Origin of the sequence: Bradyrhizobium sp. B124 (assembly GCF_038967635.1) — a bacterium.
Lineage (GTDB): Bacteria > Pseudomonadota > Alphaproteobacteria > Rhizobiales > Xanthobacteraceae > Bradyrhizobium.
In genome coordinates this window covers 5,528,694-5,543,060 of sequence record NZ_CP152413.1, presented here as the reverse complement: position 1 = coordinate 5,543,060, position 14,367 = coordinate 5,528,694, and the positions used below count along the sequence as shown (strand labels likewise).

The 14,367-nt window shown below is 65.2% G+C and carries 11 protein-coding genes; 5 read left to right on the top strand and 6 right to left on the bottom strand.

Going from position 1 to position 14,367, the window contains the following annotated elements; all coding sequences use genetic code 11:
- Nucleotides 1–102: 102 nt before the first annotated feature.
- Nucleotides 103–1,848, bottom strand: a complete 1,746-nt coding sequence (gene ggt / locus AAFG13_RS26365; protein ID WP_342708678.1) for a gamma-glutamyltransferase — start codon at nucleotides 1,846–1,848, stop codon at nucleotides 103–105.
- 124 nt (nucleotides 1,849–1,972) lie between these two features.
- Here ggt and AAFG13_RS26360 point away from each other — a divergent pair, with 124 nt between their 5' ends.
- Nucleotides 1,973–3,352 (top strand): MFS transporter, encoded by a 1,380-nt coding sequence (locus AAFG13_RS26360; protein WP_342708677.1) that lies wholly within the window; start codon nucleotides 1,973–1,975, stop codon nucleotides 3,350–3,352.
- Between the two features lie 276 nt (nucleotides 3,353–3,628).
- Here the strand turns inward: AAFG13_RS26360 and purH are convergent, their stop codons facing one another.
- Nucleotides 3,629–5,221 carry a bifunctional phosphoribosylaminoimidazolecarboxamide formyltransferase/IMP cyclohydrolase gene (gene purH, locus AAFG13_RS26355; protein ID WP_342708676.1) on the bottom strand — a complete coding sequence of 531 codons (1,593 nt, stop codon included), beginning with the start codon at nucleotides 5,219–5,221 and terminating at the stop codon, nucleotides 3,629–3,631.
- A 219-nt stretch (nucleotides 5,222–5,440) separates the two neighbouring features.
- Here purH and AAFG13_RS26350 point away from each other — a divergent pair, with 219 nt between their 5' ends.
- Nucleotides 5,441–6,274: an IS5 family transposase gene (locus AAFG13_RS26350; protein ID WP_342708636.1), complete on the top strand. Its 834-nt coding sequence runs from the start codon at nucleotides 5,441–5,443 to the stop codon at nucleotides 6,272–6,274.
- A gap of 134 nt (nucleotides 6,275–6,408) precedes the next feature.
- Here AAFG13_RS26350 and AAFG13_RS26345 read toward each other — a convergent pair whose 3' ends face one another.
- Nucleotides 6,409–8,160 (bottom strand): heparinase II/III family protein, encoded by a 1,752-nt coding sequence (locus tag AAFG13_RS26345; protein ID WP_212312870.1) that lies wholly within the window; start codon nucleotides 8,158–8,160, stop codon nucleotides 6,409–6,411.
- Nucleotides 8,161–8,297: 137 nt separating this feature from the next.
- Nucleotides 8,298–9,644, bottom strand: a complete 1,347-nt coding sequence (locus tag AAFG13_RS26340; RefSeq protein WP_212312872.1) for an RsmB/NOP family class I SAM-dependent RNA methyltransferase — start codon at nucleotides 9,642–9,644, stop codon at nucleotides 8,298–8,300.
- 187 nt (nucleotides 9,645–9,831) lie between these two features.
- Here AAFG13_RS26340 and AAFG13_RS26335 point away from each other — a divergent pair, with 187 nt between their 5' ends.
- Both AAFG13_RS26335 and AAFG13_RS26330 read left to right on the top strand, forming a co-directional pair.
- A complete protein-coding gene (locus AAFG13_RS26335) occupies nucleotides 9,832–10,071 on the top strand; it encodes a DUF1674 domain-containing protein (RefSeq protein ID WP_342708675.1) in 240 nt (79 codons plus the stop codon).
- 51 nt (nucleotides 10,072–10,122) lie between these two features.
- Complete coding sequence (locus AAFG13_RS26330; RefSeq protein WP_342708674.1) at nucleotides 10,123–10,731, top strand: thermonuclease family protein; 609 nt, start codon at nucleotides 10,123–10,125, stop codon at nucleotides 10,729–10,731.
- 91 nt (nucleotides 10,732–10,822) lie between these two features.
- On the opposite strand, the gene AAFG13_RS26325 is transcribed toward AAFG13_RS26330, so the two are convergent.
- On the bottom strand, nucleotides 10,823–11,338 hold the full coding sequence (locus tag AAFG13_RS26325) for a L,D-transpeptidase (RefSeq protein WP_092121208.1): 516 nt from the start codon (nucleotides 11,336–11,338) through the stop codon (nucleotides 10,823–10,825).
- Between the two features lie 398 nt (nucleotides 11,339–11,736).
- Nucleotides 11,737–13,677 carry an acetate--CoA ligase gene (gene acs / locus AAFG13_RS26320; RefSeq protein ID WP_342708673.1) on the bottom strand — a complete coding sequence of 647 codons (1,941 nt, stop codon included), beginning with the start codon at nucleotides 13,675–13,677 and terminating at the stop codon, nucleotides 11,737–11,739.
- A 331-nt stretch (nucleotides 13,678–14,008) separates the two neighbouring features.
- Here acs and AAFG13_RS26315 point away from each other — a divergent pair, with 331 nt between their 5' ends.
- A complete protein-coding gene (locus AAFG13_RS26315; protein ID WP_342708672.1) occupies nucleotides 14,009–14,152 on the top strand; it encodes a hypothetical protein in 144 nt (47 codons plus the stop codon).
- Nucleotides 14,153–14,367 lie beyond the last annotated feature (215 nt).

Sequence of the window (14,367 nt, the reverse complement as noted above, 5' to 3'; positions counted from 1 at the left end):
TCTTTAGTTTGAGCATGATCTCGGCGCAAAGGCTTCGCGTTTGTCGTGGGAAAACCGCTTCGCACTTTGCGCTAGCGCGGCCGTACCGGTCCGGATCAAGCTCTAGTATCCCGCAGCCGCGGAGCCGCGCGTGCGCGGGTCGGGCGCGCCGAGCAGACCACTGGTCGTAACGACGATCGAGTTCGCGGAGGAGTAGCCGAGCGGCTCGACCGGTTTGTGCCCCTTGGCGCGCAACTCGGCGAGCACCTCGTCGGGAAAGCCGCGCTCGATCCGGACCTCGTCGGGCAGCCATTGATGATGCATGCGGGGCGCGGCGACCGCAGCCGCGATGTCCATCTTGTAATCGATGACGTTGACGATGATCTGCGTCACCGCGGAGATGATGCGGCTGCCGCCCGGCGATCCCGTCACCAGCACCGGCTTGCCGTCCTTGAGCACGATGGTCGGCGCCATCGACGACAGCGGGCGCTTGCCGGGTCCGGGCAGATTGGCCTCGAAGCCGACCAGGCCGAACGCATTGGAGGCACCGGGCGCCGCGGTGAAATCGTCGAGCTCATTGTTGAGCAGCACGCCGGTGCCGTCGGCGACCAGGCCGACGCCGTAGGGGAAGTTCAGTGTGTAGGTGTTGCTGACGGCGTTGCCGTTGGCATCGACGACCGAATAATGCGTGGTGTTGTCGCCCTCATGCGGCTGCTTGGCGTTGCGCACGTCGGTCCAGGGCGTAGCGCGCGCAAGGTCGATGGTGGCACGCTGCCTGGCGGCATAATCCTTGTCGATCAGCAGCTGCGTCGGCGCGTCGACGAAGGCAGGGTCGCCGAGATAGCGGGCGCGATCGGCATAGGCCCGCTTCATCGCCTCGATCATGACATGCAGCGAGGCGGCCGAGCCCTGCTTCATATCCGACATCGGAAAGCCCTCGAGGATGTTGAGGATCTCCAGCAGCACGACACCGCCGGAGGAAGGCTGCGGCATCGAGACGATGTCGTAGCCGCGATAGGTGCCGCGGATCGGGGTACGGATCACCGGCTGGTAGGCTTTCAGATCCTCGAGCGTGAAGATGCCGCCGGCATTCTTGATCCCGCTGACAAGCTTCTCGGCGACCGCACCTTCGTAGAAGCCGCGCGGTCCCTGCTCGGCGATCGCCGTCAATACGCCAGCGAGATCGCCCTGGATCAGGCGGTCGCCCTCATGCAGCGGCGTGCCGTCGGCATGCGAGAACGTCTTGGCCGAGTTCGGCCAGCGCGACATGCGGCGGTACATGTCCGACAGCGTGTCCGACGTATCGTCGGTGACGATGAAGCCGTCGCTGGCGAGATCGATCGCGGGCTTGATGATTTGCGCCAGCGTGAACTTGCCGGAGCCGTATTTCTCCAGCGCCAGCGCGAGGCCCGCGACCGTGCCGGGCACGCCGATCGCGAGCGCGGAGTTGCGCGACTTGTCCGGGTCCGGCTTGCCGTCGGCATTCAGGAACATGTCGCGCGTCGCGGCCTGCGGCGCGGTTTCGCGATAATCGATTGCGACATCTTCGTTGCGGCCGGCGAGATGGATGACCATGAACCCGCCGCCGCCGATATTGCCGGCGCGCGGATAGGTCACCGCCATCGCAAAGCCGGTGGCGACCGCGGCGTCGACGGCGTTGCCGCCTTGCTGGAGGATGTCGGTGCCGACCCGCGCGGCCAGCTTCTCCTGCGCCACCACCATGCCGTTTTCGGCGCGAATGCTTTGAATCGTATTGGTGGCTGAGGGCTCGTAAGCGCGCCGCTGCACCTGGCCGAGGGCGGGTGTCGCGATGCCGATCGCCAGGAGAGCGGTAAACAGCCGTCGCGACATCGTTGCTGTCAGCGCCATCGAAATGTCCTGCCCTGTTCATCGCCGTATCAGCAAACCGGCCCATGCTATATGGGAACGGATTGAAGCGGCAAAAGCCTGCCTGTGGTTCGAGTTGGGGAATATCTTCGCGATGACGGCAACAATGCAGACGAGCACTGAACATGCGCAGGCCTACACCAAGATCTATCCTGGCCGCGCTGCCGTCGTCAGCTGGATCTTTTTCGACTGGGCCGCGCAGCCCTATTTCACACTGATCACGACCTTCGTGTTCGCGCCCTATTTCGCGAGCTTCGTCGCGCCCGATGCCGCAAGCGGGCAGGCGCTGTGGGGCTTTGCCACCGCAGCTGCGGGACTTGCGATCGCGCTGCTGTCGCCGGTGCTGGGTGCGATCGCCGATGCCAGCGGCCGGCGCAAGCCGTGGATTGCTGTTTTCGGCGCGCTGCTGGTGATCGGCTCGAGCGCGATGTGGATCGGCAAGCCCGGCAATCCCGACATCATCCCAGCACTGCTGCTGGCCTATGCGATCGCCAGCGTCGGCGTCGAGTTCGCGACCGTGTTCAACAATGCGATGATGCCGACCTTGGTGCCTCCGGACCGGATCGGGCGGCTCTCCGGCACCGGCTGGGCCACCGGCTATGTCGGCGGCATCCTCAGCCTCGTGCTGGTGCTCGGCTTTCTCGCCGCCAATGCCGAGACCGGCCGCACGCTGTTCGGCTTCACGCCGCTGTTCGGCCTCGATCCCGTCATGCATGAAGGCGACCGCATCACCGGGCCGCTGACCGGGCTGTGGTTCATCATCTTCGTGACGCCGATGTTCCTGTTCACGCCGGACTATCCGGCGAAGCGTCCGATGCGCCAGGCGCTCGGCGAGGGCCTGCGCGAGCTCAGGGGATCATTGGCCAGCCTGCGGAAGCAGAAATCGCTGGCGTGGTTTCTGCTGGCGAACATGATCTACACCGACGGGCTGGTGTCGCTGTTCGCGTTCGGCGGCATTTATGCCGCCGGCACGTTCGGCTGGGACACGATCCGGATCGGCACCTTCGGAATCATTTTGGCGGTGGCCGGGACGTTCGGCGGCTGGCTCGGCGGCAAGCTCGACGATGCGTTCGGACCGAAGCGCGTGATCACCGGCAGCCTCGTGATCCTGTTGTTTGCGATCGTCGTGATCCTCACCGTGAACAAGGATTCCATCCTGTTCATTCCGGTCGCGCCGCCGGTGCCTGGCGGTCCGTTGTTCGCGGGCGCCGCCGAGCGCGCCTATATCGTGCTGGGCTGCCTGATCGGCGCCACCGGCGCGCCGCTGCAGGCAGCCTCGCGCTCGCTTTTGATCCGCCTCGCGCCGAAGGATCGCATCGCGCAGTATTTTGGCTTGTTCGCGCTCACGGGCAAGGTGACGTCGTTCATCGGCCCGCTGCTGATCGGCGCGATCACGGCCGCGACCGCGAGCCAGAAATACGGCATGGCGGTGCTGGTGGGGTTCTTCGTGGTGGGGCTGGTGCTGCTGGCGAAGGTGCGCGAGTAAACCACCGCCGTCGTCCCGGCCAAGCCAACGGGTCGGCGCTAAGCGCCGCCAGATGACAGGCTCCGCGCGAGCCGGGACGCATAACCACCGCAGCTCGTGTTGCGCGGCACTGGAGCCCGAGCTTTTTCCGACAACTGACGCCTGTGGTTATGGGTCCCTGCTTTCGCAGGGACGACAGCCCCGTAGCCCGGATGGAGCGAAGCGTAATCCGGGGTCTTTGGTCCGCGGAGAAACCGTCCCGGATTTCGCGTCGCTCCATCCGGGCTACGGTCGCAGTCAATGCCTAAAATGCCGCACGCCGGTGAACACCATGGCGATGCCGTGCTCGTCGGCGGCCTTGATCACCTCGTCGTCGCGCATCGAGCCGCCCGGCTGGATCACCGCGGTCGCGCCGGCCTCGATGCAGGCGAGCATGCCGTCGGCGAACGGGAAGAACGCGTCGGAGGCGACCACCGAACCCTTGGTCAGGGGCTCGGCAAGCTTCAGCTCGGCTGCCGCATCCAGCGCCTTGCGGGCGGCGATGCGCGCCGAGTCCACGCGGCTCATCTGGCCGGCGCCGATGCCGACGGTGGCGAGATCCTTGGCGTAGATGATGGTGTTCGACTTGACGTGCTTGGCGACGCGGAAGGCGAATTTGAGATCGCGCAGCTCGGCGTCGGTCGGCGGGCGCTTGGTCGCGACCTTCAGGTTCATGTCCTCGACGACCGCGTTGTCGCGGCTCTGCACCAAGAGGCCGCCGGCGACCGTCTTCGCGGTGAGCCCGAGCGCGCGCGCGTTCGGCAGGCCGCCCGCAAGCAGCAGGCGCAGGTTGCGCCGGCCGGCGATGATCGAGATCGCCTCCTCGGTCGCGTCGGGTGCGATGATCACCTCGGTGAAGATGCCGATGATGGCGCGCGCGGCATCTGCATCGAGCGTGCGGTTGACCGCGATAATGCCGCCATAGGCCGAGGTGGAGTCGCAGGCGAGCGCGCGGGCATAGGCGGTCGCAAGATCCGGACCCTCGGCGACGCCGCAGGGGTTGGCGTGCTTGACGATCACGCAGGCCGCGGTGTGCTGCGGATCGAACTCGCCGACGCACTCATAGGCCGCATCGGTGTCGTTGATGTTGTTGTAGGACAGTTCCTTGCCCTGCAGCTGGCGTGCGGTGGCAACGCCCGGCCGCTTCTCCGGCGTGGCATAGAATGCTGCGGTCTGGTGCGGGTTCTCGCCATAGCGGAGCGACTGGATCAGTCTGCCGCCGAAGGCGCGGAAGTCCGGCGCCTTGGTGTCGAGCTGCACGGCGAACCAGTTCGAGATCGCGGCGTCATAGGCCGCGGTGCGCGCATAGGCCTTGGCGGCGAGCCGCCGGCGCAGGCCAAGCGAGGTCGCGCCCTTGTGCGCGGCGAGCTCGTCGAGCACAGCAGAATAGTCGTTCGCCTCGACCACCACGGCGACGTCGTCATGGTTCTTGGCCGCGGCGCGGATCATCGCGGGGCCGCCGATGTCGATATTCTCGATGCACTCCTCGAAGCCGGCCCCTTTGTCGACGGTGGCCTCGAACGGATAGAGGTTGACGACCAGAAGGTCGATCGGCGCGATGCCGTGCGAGGCCATCGCCGCCGCATGTTCCTTGTTGTCGCGGATCGCGAGCAGGCCGCCATGGACCTTCGGATGCAGCGTCTTGACCCGGCCGTCCATCATTTCCGGGAAACCGGTGAGCTCGGAGACGTCCTTGACCTTGAGCCCGGCCGCCGCGATCGCCTTGGCGGTGCCGCCGGTCGAGACCAGCTCGACGCCATGGTCGGAAAGCGCCTTGGCGAAATCGATCAGTCCGGTCTTGTCGGAAACGGACAACAGAGCGCGGGTCACGCGGCGAAGCTGTTCGGTCATATCGGAAAATCCTTGGCTGTTAAGGCAGCCGGGTAGCATGGTTTTGTGCGCTATGAAACCAGTGCGGAAGGTCGATATCCCGGGAAATTGCGAATGACTGGGTCGAAATAGCCCGGCCCTGCCTACCCGTCACCCTGAGAGCCTGACTGATAAATGGGGGTGAGTGATCCCAGCGAGGTGTGATTCCATCGGATTTGCAAAGATTCGAAGGAGATCACGATGCCCTGGACTGAAATCACTCGAAAGCAATATCGGCGGGACGACCTGCGTTATGCAAGCGATATGACAGATGCGGAATGGAGGCTGATCAGGCGCCTTCTGCCGCGAGCACACCGGCGTGGCCGACCGCGCCGAACCGATCTTCGTAGTGTTGTGGAGGCGGTTCTCTACATTCTATCGACAGGATGCCAGTGGCGGGCACTGCCGCAGGAGTTCCCACCCTATTCGACGGTGCAGGGTTATTTTTACGCGTGGCGAGATACGGGTCGATGGCAGAAGATCGCCAGCGTTCTTGTTCAGCGGGCGCGAAAAAAGCTGGGACGTGCTTCAAAGCCGACAGCTGCCGTGATCGACAGCCAAAGTGCGCCGACCACGCAGGCCGGCGGGCCTCGTGGCTACGACGCGGGGAAGCGCATCTACGGCCGCAAGCGGCACATTGTGACCGACACCAATGGCCTGCTCCTCGGAGTTCATGTGCATCCGGCCAACGTCCAGGACTGCCATGGTGCGGTACCGTTGCTGAAGATGGTACGGACGCAATTCCCTCGGCTGGGACACGTTTTTGCCGATCGGATCTATCGTGGGAAGCAGCTTCTCGACGCCCTCTCGGACTGCGGTCCATGGACCATCGAGATCGTCGAGCGGCCTCAAGGCGTCAAAGGCTTCCAGCTGCTGCCGCGACGATGGGTTGTTGAACGGACATTCGCTTGGTTCGGCAGATGTCGACGTCTCGCCAAGGACTTCGAGGCCGCCACAGCCACCGAAGTCGCATGGTTACTCCTCGCCCACATCAGGCTCCTGACCCGCAGACTTGCCGCCGCTCATAGCGATTGACGGCATTATGAGTCAGACTCTGAGGTGCGAGCGGAGCGAGCCTCGAAGGGTCGACGGCCACCGGCGGGGCCGTGCATCCTTCGAGACCCGCTTCGCGGCTCCTCCGGATGACGGTTCAAATAGCGGAGATTGCCCTACAGCGGCAGTTCCGGCTCGCGGCGGGCGTTGCGGCGGGCGTTGGTGGCGGTGACTGAGGTCGAGGAGCGCACGAAGCTCCAGCGGATGGTGGCGGCCTGCCGTGCGTCCTGCCGGATCACGATCTGGGAGGTGCGGCGCGGACCGTCATTGCCGGCCAGGAACACGCTGTCCTCGAGGTCGACCTTGTCGTCCATCGCCTCGAAGGTCCAGACGTCGCGATTGGGCAGCACCAGCATCACGCCGCGGGCGTCCGACAGCCGGCTCGCCTTCACCGACGGGTGCAGATGGAAGCGCAGCGCGAAATCGGCCTCGCTGCCCTTGATGCGGCCGCCGGGTGCCGGCGACAGCGAGTCCTCGCCCTCCATCCGGGTGCCGTCCTGGGCAATCATCAGCACGCGGCGGTGGATCACGCCGAAGCGCGAGAGATAGCCGTCATGCGAGGCGGTCAGCACGTCGCCGTCGGGGATGGCTTCGCGGTAGCTCTCGACGTTGCTCGGCCCGCTGGTAACCGGCGCGCCGCGCAACAGCCGCTTCATCGCCGACAGCTCGACGAACTGGCACGACGAGGTGTCGCGATAGGTCAGCGTCGAATGCGCCGCGGTGGAACGCGCGAACGGCCGCCAATTGTCGCGCCCGGTGTTCGGCATGCCGCAATTGACCACGATACGGCTCACCCCGGAGGACAGCTCGAACGACAGGCAGCCGGCATGCGCATCCTGGCTGACGCTGGCCGGCGGCGGCGGACCGGTATCGATGATCAAGGTGGTGTTGCCGGCATCGAGCCGCTGGAAGCCGCTATGCGGCATGCTCGACATCGGCACGCCGCGGGTGTCGTCATAGGCGAGCAGCGTCGCGACGAGGTCGGAGGGCGCAGTGCTCATGCCGTTGAACAGCGCGAAGCTGCCGTCGCCGTGCCGGAAGAAGCGCAGCATCGGCATCATGCGGTCGATCGCGTTGAGCAGCGCCGGGGGCGGCGCGATATTCCGTGCAGCGAAGGTCTGGCGCAGCGGCAAGAGATCGCTGAGCAGCTCGACCAGCGCGCCGGGATTGCGCGAGATATGGCCGCCATCAGGCAGGATCTGGCGCTGCAATTCGTCGGACAGCCTGCGCGTCGCGGATTTGATGTTGCGCGCCTGGTTGGCGAGGCAGAGCGAGGCATAGCACAGCGCGATCAGAACTTGCAGGCGCGGCACGCCGTCATTGTCGAGCGTCGCGTGGCGCAGATAGCGGATCTCGCGCGCCAGCCCGCGCAGATATTTGCGGTAGAATTTTCCGTCGGTGTCGCCGAGCACCAATGGCGCCTGCGACAGCAGCGAGATCACCCGCCGCGCGCGCACATCGGCGCGCCGCTCCAGCGGCCGCTTGCGGGCCTGGTTGGAGATCCAGTCGTCGACCAGCGAGCGGGCATTGGCGCGGGTCAGCGCGGTGTCGGCGGCGCGCAGGTGGCGTAGCCAGCCGAAGCCGAGCAGGGCGGCTTCCCAATCTTCCGACGGCGGTTCGAGATCGAAGATCGAGCGGCCGTGGCAGGTCACGATCTTGCCGGCGAAAACGAATCGCCCGGCATAGATCTCGGCCGCGCGGGTGGCGTCGGCGGTCCTGAGATCATGCGGCGCGATGATCAGCCGGTCGGTGCGGCCGGGCCAGAGCCGCGACAGCGCCACCGTGCTCCCGCTGGCGCGTGCGAGCATGCTGCGGGCAAACCGGCCAGCAATCAGCGTCGAGATGCGTCTGCTTTGAGCGACCGACACGCCTAACCTTGCGGGGAGGGAATTTTCAACGAATCCTTATTTAATCCGGAAACGCGGCCAAGACACCCTCTTGATATCCAAGACACCCTCTTGATACCGCGCGAATCACTTCGAGCTTAGAGGACTGAAGTTTAAAATCAGGATTTGACCAGCCGGGCGGCGTAAAAGCCGTCCAGCCCGCCCAACCGCGGGTCGGCGTTGGGCAAATGGCTGGGCAGGGTGCGCAAATCGCCGTCTGCGGTGATGATGTCGTCGAGGCCGGCGACTTCGCTTGTCTCGACCGGCGCTCGGCGCAGGCCTGATTCGCTCGCCAGCAGCGCCGCAATCGCGTGCTCGCCTTCCTCCGGCTCCAGCGAGCACGTGCAGTAGACCAGGGTGCCCCCGGGCTTTAGCAGATTGGCGGCCTTATGCAGCAGCCGCTTCTGCAGCGCCGTCAGTGCGGCGATGTCGCTCTCCTGCCGCAGCCAGGCGACGTCGGGATGGCGGCGGATGGTTCCCGTCGAGGTGCAGGGTGCATCGACCAGGATACCGTCGAAGCTCGCGGCCTCCGCCGGCCATTCGGCCGCGTCGGCGACGACAGTCTCTGCCTGCAACTCCAGCCGCGTGAGGTTGTCGCGCAGCCGCGCGACCCGCGCCGGCGAGCGGTCGACCGCGGTGACCTGTGCGCCGGCCAACGCGAGCTGGGCGGTCTTGCCGCCCGGCGCCGCGCAGAGGTCCGCGATCCGCTTGTCCTTGATGTCGCCGAACAGGCGCACCGGAAGTGCTGCGGCAGCGTCCTGCACCCACCATTGGCCTTCGGCAAAGCCCGGCAGCATCGTGACGGAACCCTGCAGCAGCGTGCGCACGGTTCCCGTCGGCAGGATCTCGCCATGCAGGCGGCTCGCCCATTGCGGCGCGTCCGACTTCACCGTGAGATCGAGCGACGGCTCGTGGCCGAGCGCCAGCGCCATGTCGCGCGCGGTGGCTTCACCGTAATGCGCATTCCAGCGCGCCAGCATCCATTGCGGCAGATCCAGCGTCTGCGGGCTGATCTCGTCGATCAGGCCCTGGCCCTCGCGCGCGCAGCGGCGCAGCACGGCGTTGACGAGCCCGGCATATTTCGCCGCGCGCCGGTCGGACTGCACCAGCCGCACCGACAGATCGACCGCGGCATGGTCAGGCACGTCCATCCAGAGGATCTGCGCGGCGCCGATCAGGAGCGCGCTCTGCGCGCGCGGTGCATCGGTCGGGACGCCGCGGTCGAGCAGACGCGACAGCAAATGGCCGAGCGTGCCGAGCTTGCGCAGGATGGTCGACACCAGCCGGCGCATCAGCGCGCGGTCGCGATCGGCCAGCGACTTCAGGCCGGGATGCGCGCCGGCGCCGTCGAGCTGATCGTCGAGCGTGCGGTGCTTGTGCAGCACGCCATCGAGGATGTCGGCCGCGATGCGGCGCGCCGCGAGACCGGGGACTTCGGCAGGGACTGCAAATCTTGAAGGAGGCATGGAGCGGAGATATCTCGAAGGTGCTGAGTTACGTTCGGCTCATGCCATCAACTCGAAAACACCTCTGGCATGCGAATATGCCAAATGTAAGAATCATCTTGCGGGATTTCTTGATCGTGATGCCGTCACGGAGCCAACACCAAGATACGAAATTCGCAGGCAGAAAGTTTTGTCAAAAAGGCCCGTCATGTCTGAGAAATCGCCATCGCCATCGCCATCGCCATCTCCGCCGGAACCCGCGCCGCGCAAGCCGCTGACGCCGGCGGCGCAGCGCGCGCTCGCCGAGGCCGCGGCGCGGCGCAAGGCTGCCGAGGAGGCCGCCGCGAAGGATGCGGCCGCGCGGCCGAAGGAATTCCAGGGCCCGAAGGGACCGGAACCGACGCGTTACGGCGATTGGGAGACCAAGGGCATCGCCTCGGACTTCTGAGAGGTTTTGGAGTGTCTTGCCTGACCGTTCGACTCAGGTCAGTCTGGGAATATGTCCCCATACGAGAGAATAAATCCTTATCGTGGGACGGGACGTCCGCCCTTTCGCCGCTCGCCCTGGGGCCGCCGCGTCTCGGCGGCGCTGCCATGGGTGTTCGTTCTCGGCATTGCCGTCGGCAGCACGTTGCCGATCCGCCGATGGGTGCCTGAATGGGTGCCCTCGCCATCGCACTGGTCGTTGAGCCGGTCGCGCGATGCCGAAATGATCTGGCAGCGCGGCGGCGCGCCTGACGCGCGCCATGCTGTCGACGTGATCAGGACGATCGATGGTGACACGTTCGAGGCAAGGGTGCATCTCGCGCCGGGGCCCGATCTCTACACGCGGGTGCGGCTGCGCGGCATCGATGCGCCGGAGCTGAAGGCGTCCTGCGCGCGCGAACTGCAGATGGCGCAGGCAGCCACGGTGGCGCTGCGCGATCTGCTCGGCCAGGGCGATGTCGCGATCTACAATATCGGTCCCGACAAATATCAGGGCCGCGTCGTCGCCGATGTCGCGACCAGGAAGACCGACAACGTCTCGGCGGCGCTGCTCGCGGCCGGCCATGCGCGCGCCTACAATGGTGGCCATCGCTTTGGCTGGTGCGGAAATTTTGCGCGCTGAGTAACAGCGTCGCGGCCGCGGCCATGCTGAACGGCCAAATAAAAAGCCGCGCATTTGCGCGGCTTTTCTTTCGACGAAGCGCCCTGCGCGATCAGCGGGTGACGACGACCGTCGTGCCGATCTCGACGCGCGAGTAAAGATCGGTGATGTCGGTGTTCAGCATGCGGATGCAGCCGTAGGAGACGAAGCCGCCGACCGAGCCGGGCACGTTGGTGCCGTGGATCGCGTATTCGCCGCCGGCCAGCGTCATCGCGGCGACGCCCATCGGATTCGCCGGCGAACCGCCGGCGATCACGTTCGGGATGCTCGGCTTGTCGCGCTTGACCTCGGCGGGTGGCGACCAGGCCGGGTTGCGATACTTGCCGTCGATCCGGGTGGTGCCGGCCCACTGCTTGCCGGACTTGCCGACGCCGACCGGGTAACGCATCGCGTGGCCGGAATCGAGAATGAGGTAGAGCCGCCGTTCGTTGGTCTTCACCACGATGGTGCCCGGCTCATAATTGTCGGCGTGTATTCCGACCATTTCCGGCCGCGCTTCGGCCGTCTGCGACATCACAACAACAGCACCAAGGGTGGCAGCCAGCGCCACCGCAAACTTCATCGACATCAACCTCTCCACTTCCCAACAGCTCCCGCGAGGGAGCCAAAAACGAAGGTGCAGAGCCCTGAAAAAACCGGGCCCGCCGGTCTCGCGCACGCAATATTAACCGCGTGTCTTAACCGGGTGGTTTCACACCGGCCGCGAGACACGTCCTGATGGCCGGCAGAAAAGGAAAAGTTCGGATTAAAGTAAATGACCTGAAAACAACACTTGGCCACAAACGCGCCGCAATCGCGCCGCGCCTCTGACAATCCCGTGAAATGGCCGCACCGAGCGTTTTTTGAGCGAAGCCTGTCCCGCCCGTGATGCGGGATGGACGCCGGTTCGCGTGACGAAAAAGCGAAAGGCCGCGGCGGAGATCGCGCGCGGCCCTTCTTCAATGTCCCGATATTGCCGTTGCCGGATTACTTCTTGTTCTGCCGGTTCTGCACGAGGTCGTCGACGACGGCCGGATCGGCCAAGGTCGAAGTGTCGCCGAGGCTCGACGGTTCGTCCTCGGCGATCTTGCGCAGGATGCGGCGCATGATCTTGCCGGAGCGCGTCTTCGGCAGGCCGGGCGCGAATTGGATGAGGTCCGGCGACGCGATCGGGCCGATGTCCTTGCGGACCCAGGCGACGAGCTCCTTGCGCAGGGCCTCGGTCGGCTCGGTGCCCTTCATCAGCGTGACATAGGCGTAGATGCCCTGGCCCTTGATGTCGTGCGGGTAGCCGACCACGGCGGCTTCCGACACCGCCTCATGCGCGACCAGCGAGCTCTCGACTTCGGCGGTGCCCATGCGGTGGCCGGAGACGTTGATGACGTCGTCGACGCGGCCGGTGATCCAGTAATAGCCGTCGGCATCGCGCCGGCAGCCGTCGCCGGTGAAGTACTTGTTCTTGTAGGTCGAGAAATAGGTCTGCTCGAACCGCGCATGGTCGCCATAGACCGTGCGCATCTGGCCCGGCCATGATTTGGCCAGGCAGAGATTGCCCGAGGTCTCGCCGTCCAGCGTCTTGCCGTCGGCGTCGACGATCTCCGGTACCACGCCGAAGAACGGCCGCGTCGCCGATCCCGGCTTCAGCTTGGTCGCGCCGGGCAGCGGCGTGATCAGGATGCCGCCGGTCTCGGTCTGCCACCAGGTGTCGACGATCGGGCAGCGATCGTCGCCGACCACGCGGTAGTACCACTCCCAGGCTTCGGGATTGATCGGCTCGCCGACCGAGCCGAGCAGGCGCAGCGATTTGCGCGAGGTCTTCTTCACCGGCTCGTCGCCGCCCTGCATCAGCGCGCGGATCGCGGTCGGCGCGGTGTAGAAGATGTTGACCTTGTGCTTGTCGACCACGTTCCAGAAACGCGAATTGTCCGGGTAGTTCGGCACGCCCTCGAACATCAGCGTGGTCGCGCCGTTGGCGAGCGGTCCGTAGAGGATGTAGCTGTGGCCGGTGACCCAGCCGACGTCGGCGGTGCACCAGTAGATGTCGCCGTCGTGATAGTCGAAGACGTATTGATGCGTCATCGACGCGAACACGAGATAGCCGCCCGAGGTGTGCAGCACACCCTTCGGCGTGCCGGTCGAACCCGAGGTGTAGAGGATGAACAGCGGGTCCTCAGCATGCATGTGCTCGGCCGGGCATTCCGTCGTCACCATCTCGGCCGCCTCGTGATACCAGAGGTCGCGCGTCGGGTTCATGTCGATCGCACCACCGGTACGCTTCACCACCACGACCCAATCGACGCCGCCGGTTTTGGCGATCGCGGCATCGACATTGGCCTTCAGCGGCACCTTCTTGCCGCCGCGCAGGCCTTCGTCGGCGGTGATGACCACCTTGGAGTCGCAGTCCTTGATGCGCTGGGCGAGGCTGTCCGGCGAGAAGCCGCCGAACACCACCGAGTGGATCGCGCCGATCCGCGCGCAGGCCAGCATGGCGTAGGCCGCTTCCGGAATCATCGGCAGATAGATCGTGACGCGGTCACCCTTCTTGACGTTCCGCGTGCGCAGGATGTTGGCCATCTTGCAGACTTCGTCGTGCAGCTGGCGATAGGTGATGTGCTTGGATTCGGAAGGGTTGTCGCCCTCCCAGATGATCGCGGTCTGGTCGCCGCGCTTCTCGAGATGGCGGTCGATGCAATTCCAGGCGACGTTCAGCACGCCATCCTCGAACCATTTGATCGAGATGTTGCCGGGCGCAAAGGAGACGTTCTCGACCTTGGTGAAGGGCTTGATCCAGTCGATCCGCTTGCCGTGCTCGCCCCAGAAGCCGTTGGGGTCCTTGACCGAGCGCGCGTACATCTCGCGATATTTGGCGTCATCGATATAGGCGCGCTTGGCCCAGTCGGCCGACACGTCATAGATCTTCTCGGACATCGCTTTCCTCCACTCATTGCCGATCGCAAACGACGCGACGGCAAGCCGTCTTGATCATTGCCGCGATTATGCGTTGCCGCATTCCGGCCCGGCAAGGAAAAAGGGCTGTCACTTTCGTCGCGCCGAAGCCGCCGGATATCCCGCCGGCTTCCTCATCTGATTGGGCGGTTTACCGCGCCTGGTTGACGAGCGAAACCTATGCTCCATCGTCTGCTTCAGGTCACTGGTCTCTTGGTCGTAGTGGTATCGTTCTCTGGTCCGCTCGCCGGCGTTTCACGCCGTCACCGCAGAGGCTGGATGTCGCGAAGGAATTGCCGACCGCGATCTGCTGATGCCGATATTGGAGAGCCTCAATCAACATTCAGGGACCGACGCCGACGAGGGCACGGCGCCAATTCTGCTGGACCACCTCCAGCGTGCTTCGATGAATACCCGCAGGGCCGCCGTGATGATCTGCGCCGACAAGTTCGCCTGAACCGCCCGTGCGGTTTGATCACCTTCCAGACGAGCCGGATGGATCGTGAGGCGCGGCGGCGCCGTCCGGGGACTTGGCACGAAACGGCACGATCCCTGACCTGTCTGCTGCAGCCCTGTCGTCTTGGTCGTGCCCAAAAACCCGGCTCCCAAGCCGGGCTCGCGCCATTTTGACCGATCCCGGAGGGCTCAAAATCAAGGTTAGCAGGCGAATGG

What these genes read in the sequence shown, in the direction of transcription:
- ggt (WP_342708678.1), bottom strand. Translation starts at nt 1,848, where the DNA reads ATGGCGCTGACAGCAACGATGTCGCGACGGCTGTTTACCGCTCTCCTG.
- AAFG13_RS26360 (WP_342708677.1), top strand. Translation starts at nt 1,973, where the DNA reads ATGCAGACGAGCACTGAACATGCGCAGGCCTACACCAAGATCTATCCT.
- purH (WP_342708676.1), bottom strand. Translation starts at nt 5,221, where the DNA reads ATGACCGAACAGCTTCGCCGCGTGACCCGCGCTCTGTTGTCCGTTTCC.
- AAFG13_RS26350 (WP_342708636.1), top strand. Translation starts at nt 5,441, where the DNA reads ATGCCCTGGACTGAAATCACTCGAAAGCAATATCGGCGGGACGACCTG.
- AAFG13_RS26340 (WP_212312872.1), bottom strand. Translation starts at nt 9,644, where the DNA reads ATGCCTCCTTCAAGATTTGCAGTCCCTGCCGAAGTCCCCGGTCTCGCG.
- AAFG13_RS26335 (WP_342708675.1), top strand. Translation starts at nt 9,832, where the DNA reads ATGTCTGAGAAATCGCCATCGCCATCGCCATCGCCATCTCCGCCGGAA.
- AAFG13_RS26330 (WP_342708674.1), top strand. Translation starts at nt 10,123, where the DNA reads ATGTCCCCATACGAGAGAATAAATCCTTATCGTGGGACGGGACGTCCG.
- AAFG13_RS26325 (WP_092121208.1), bottom strand. Translation starts at nt 11,338, where the DNA reads ATGTCGATGAAGTTTGCGGTGGCGCTGGCTGCCACCCTTGGTGCTGTT.
- acs (WP_342708673.1), bottom strand. Translation starts at nt 13,677, where the DNA reads ATGTCCGAGAAGATCTATGACGTGTCGGCCGACTGGGCCAAGCGCGCC.
- AAFG13_RS26315 (WP_342708672.1), top strand. Translation starts at nt 14,009, where the DNA reads ATGCCGATATTGGAGAGCCTCAATCAACATTCAGGGACCGACGCCGAC.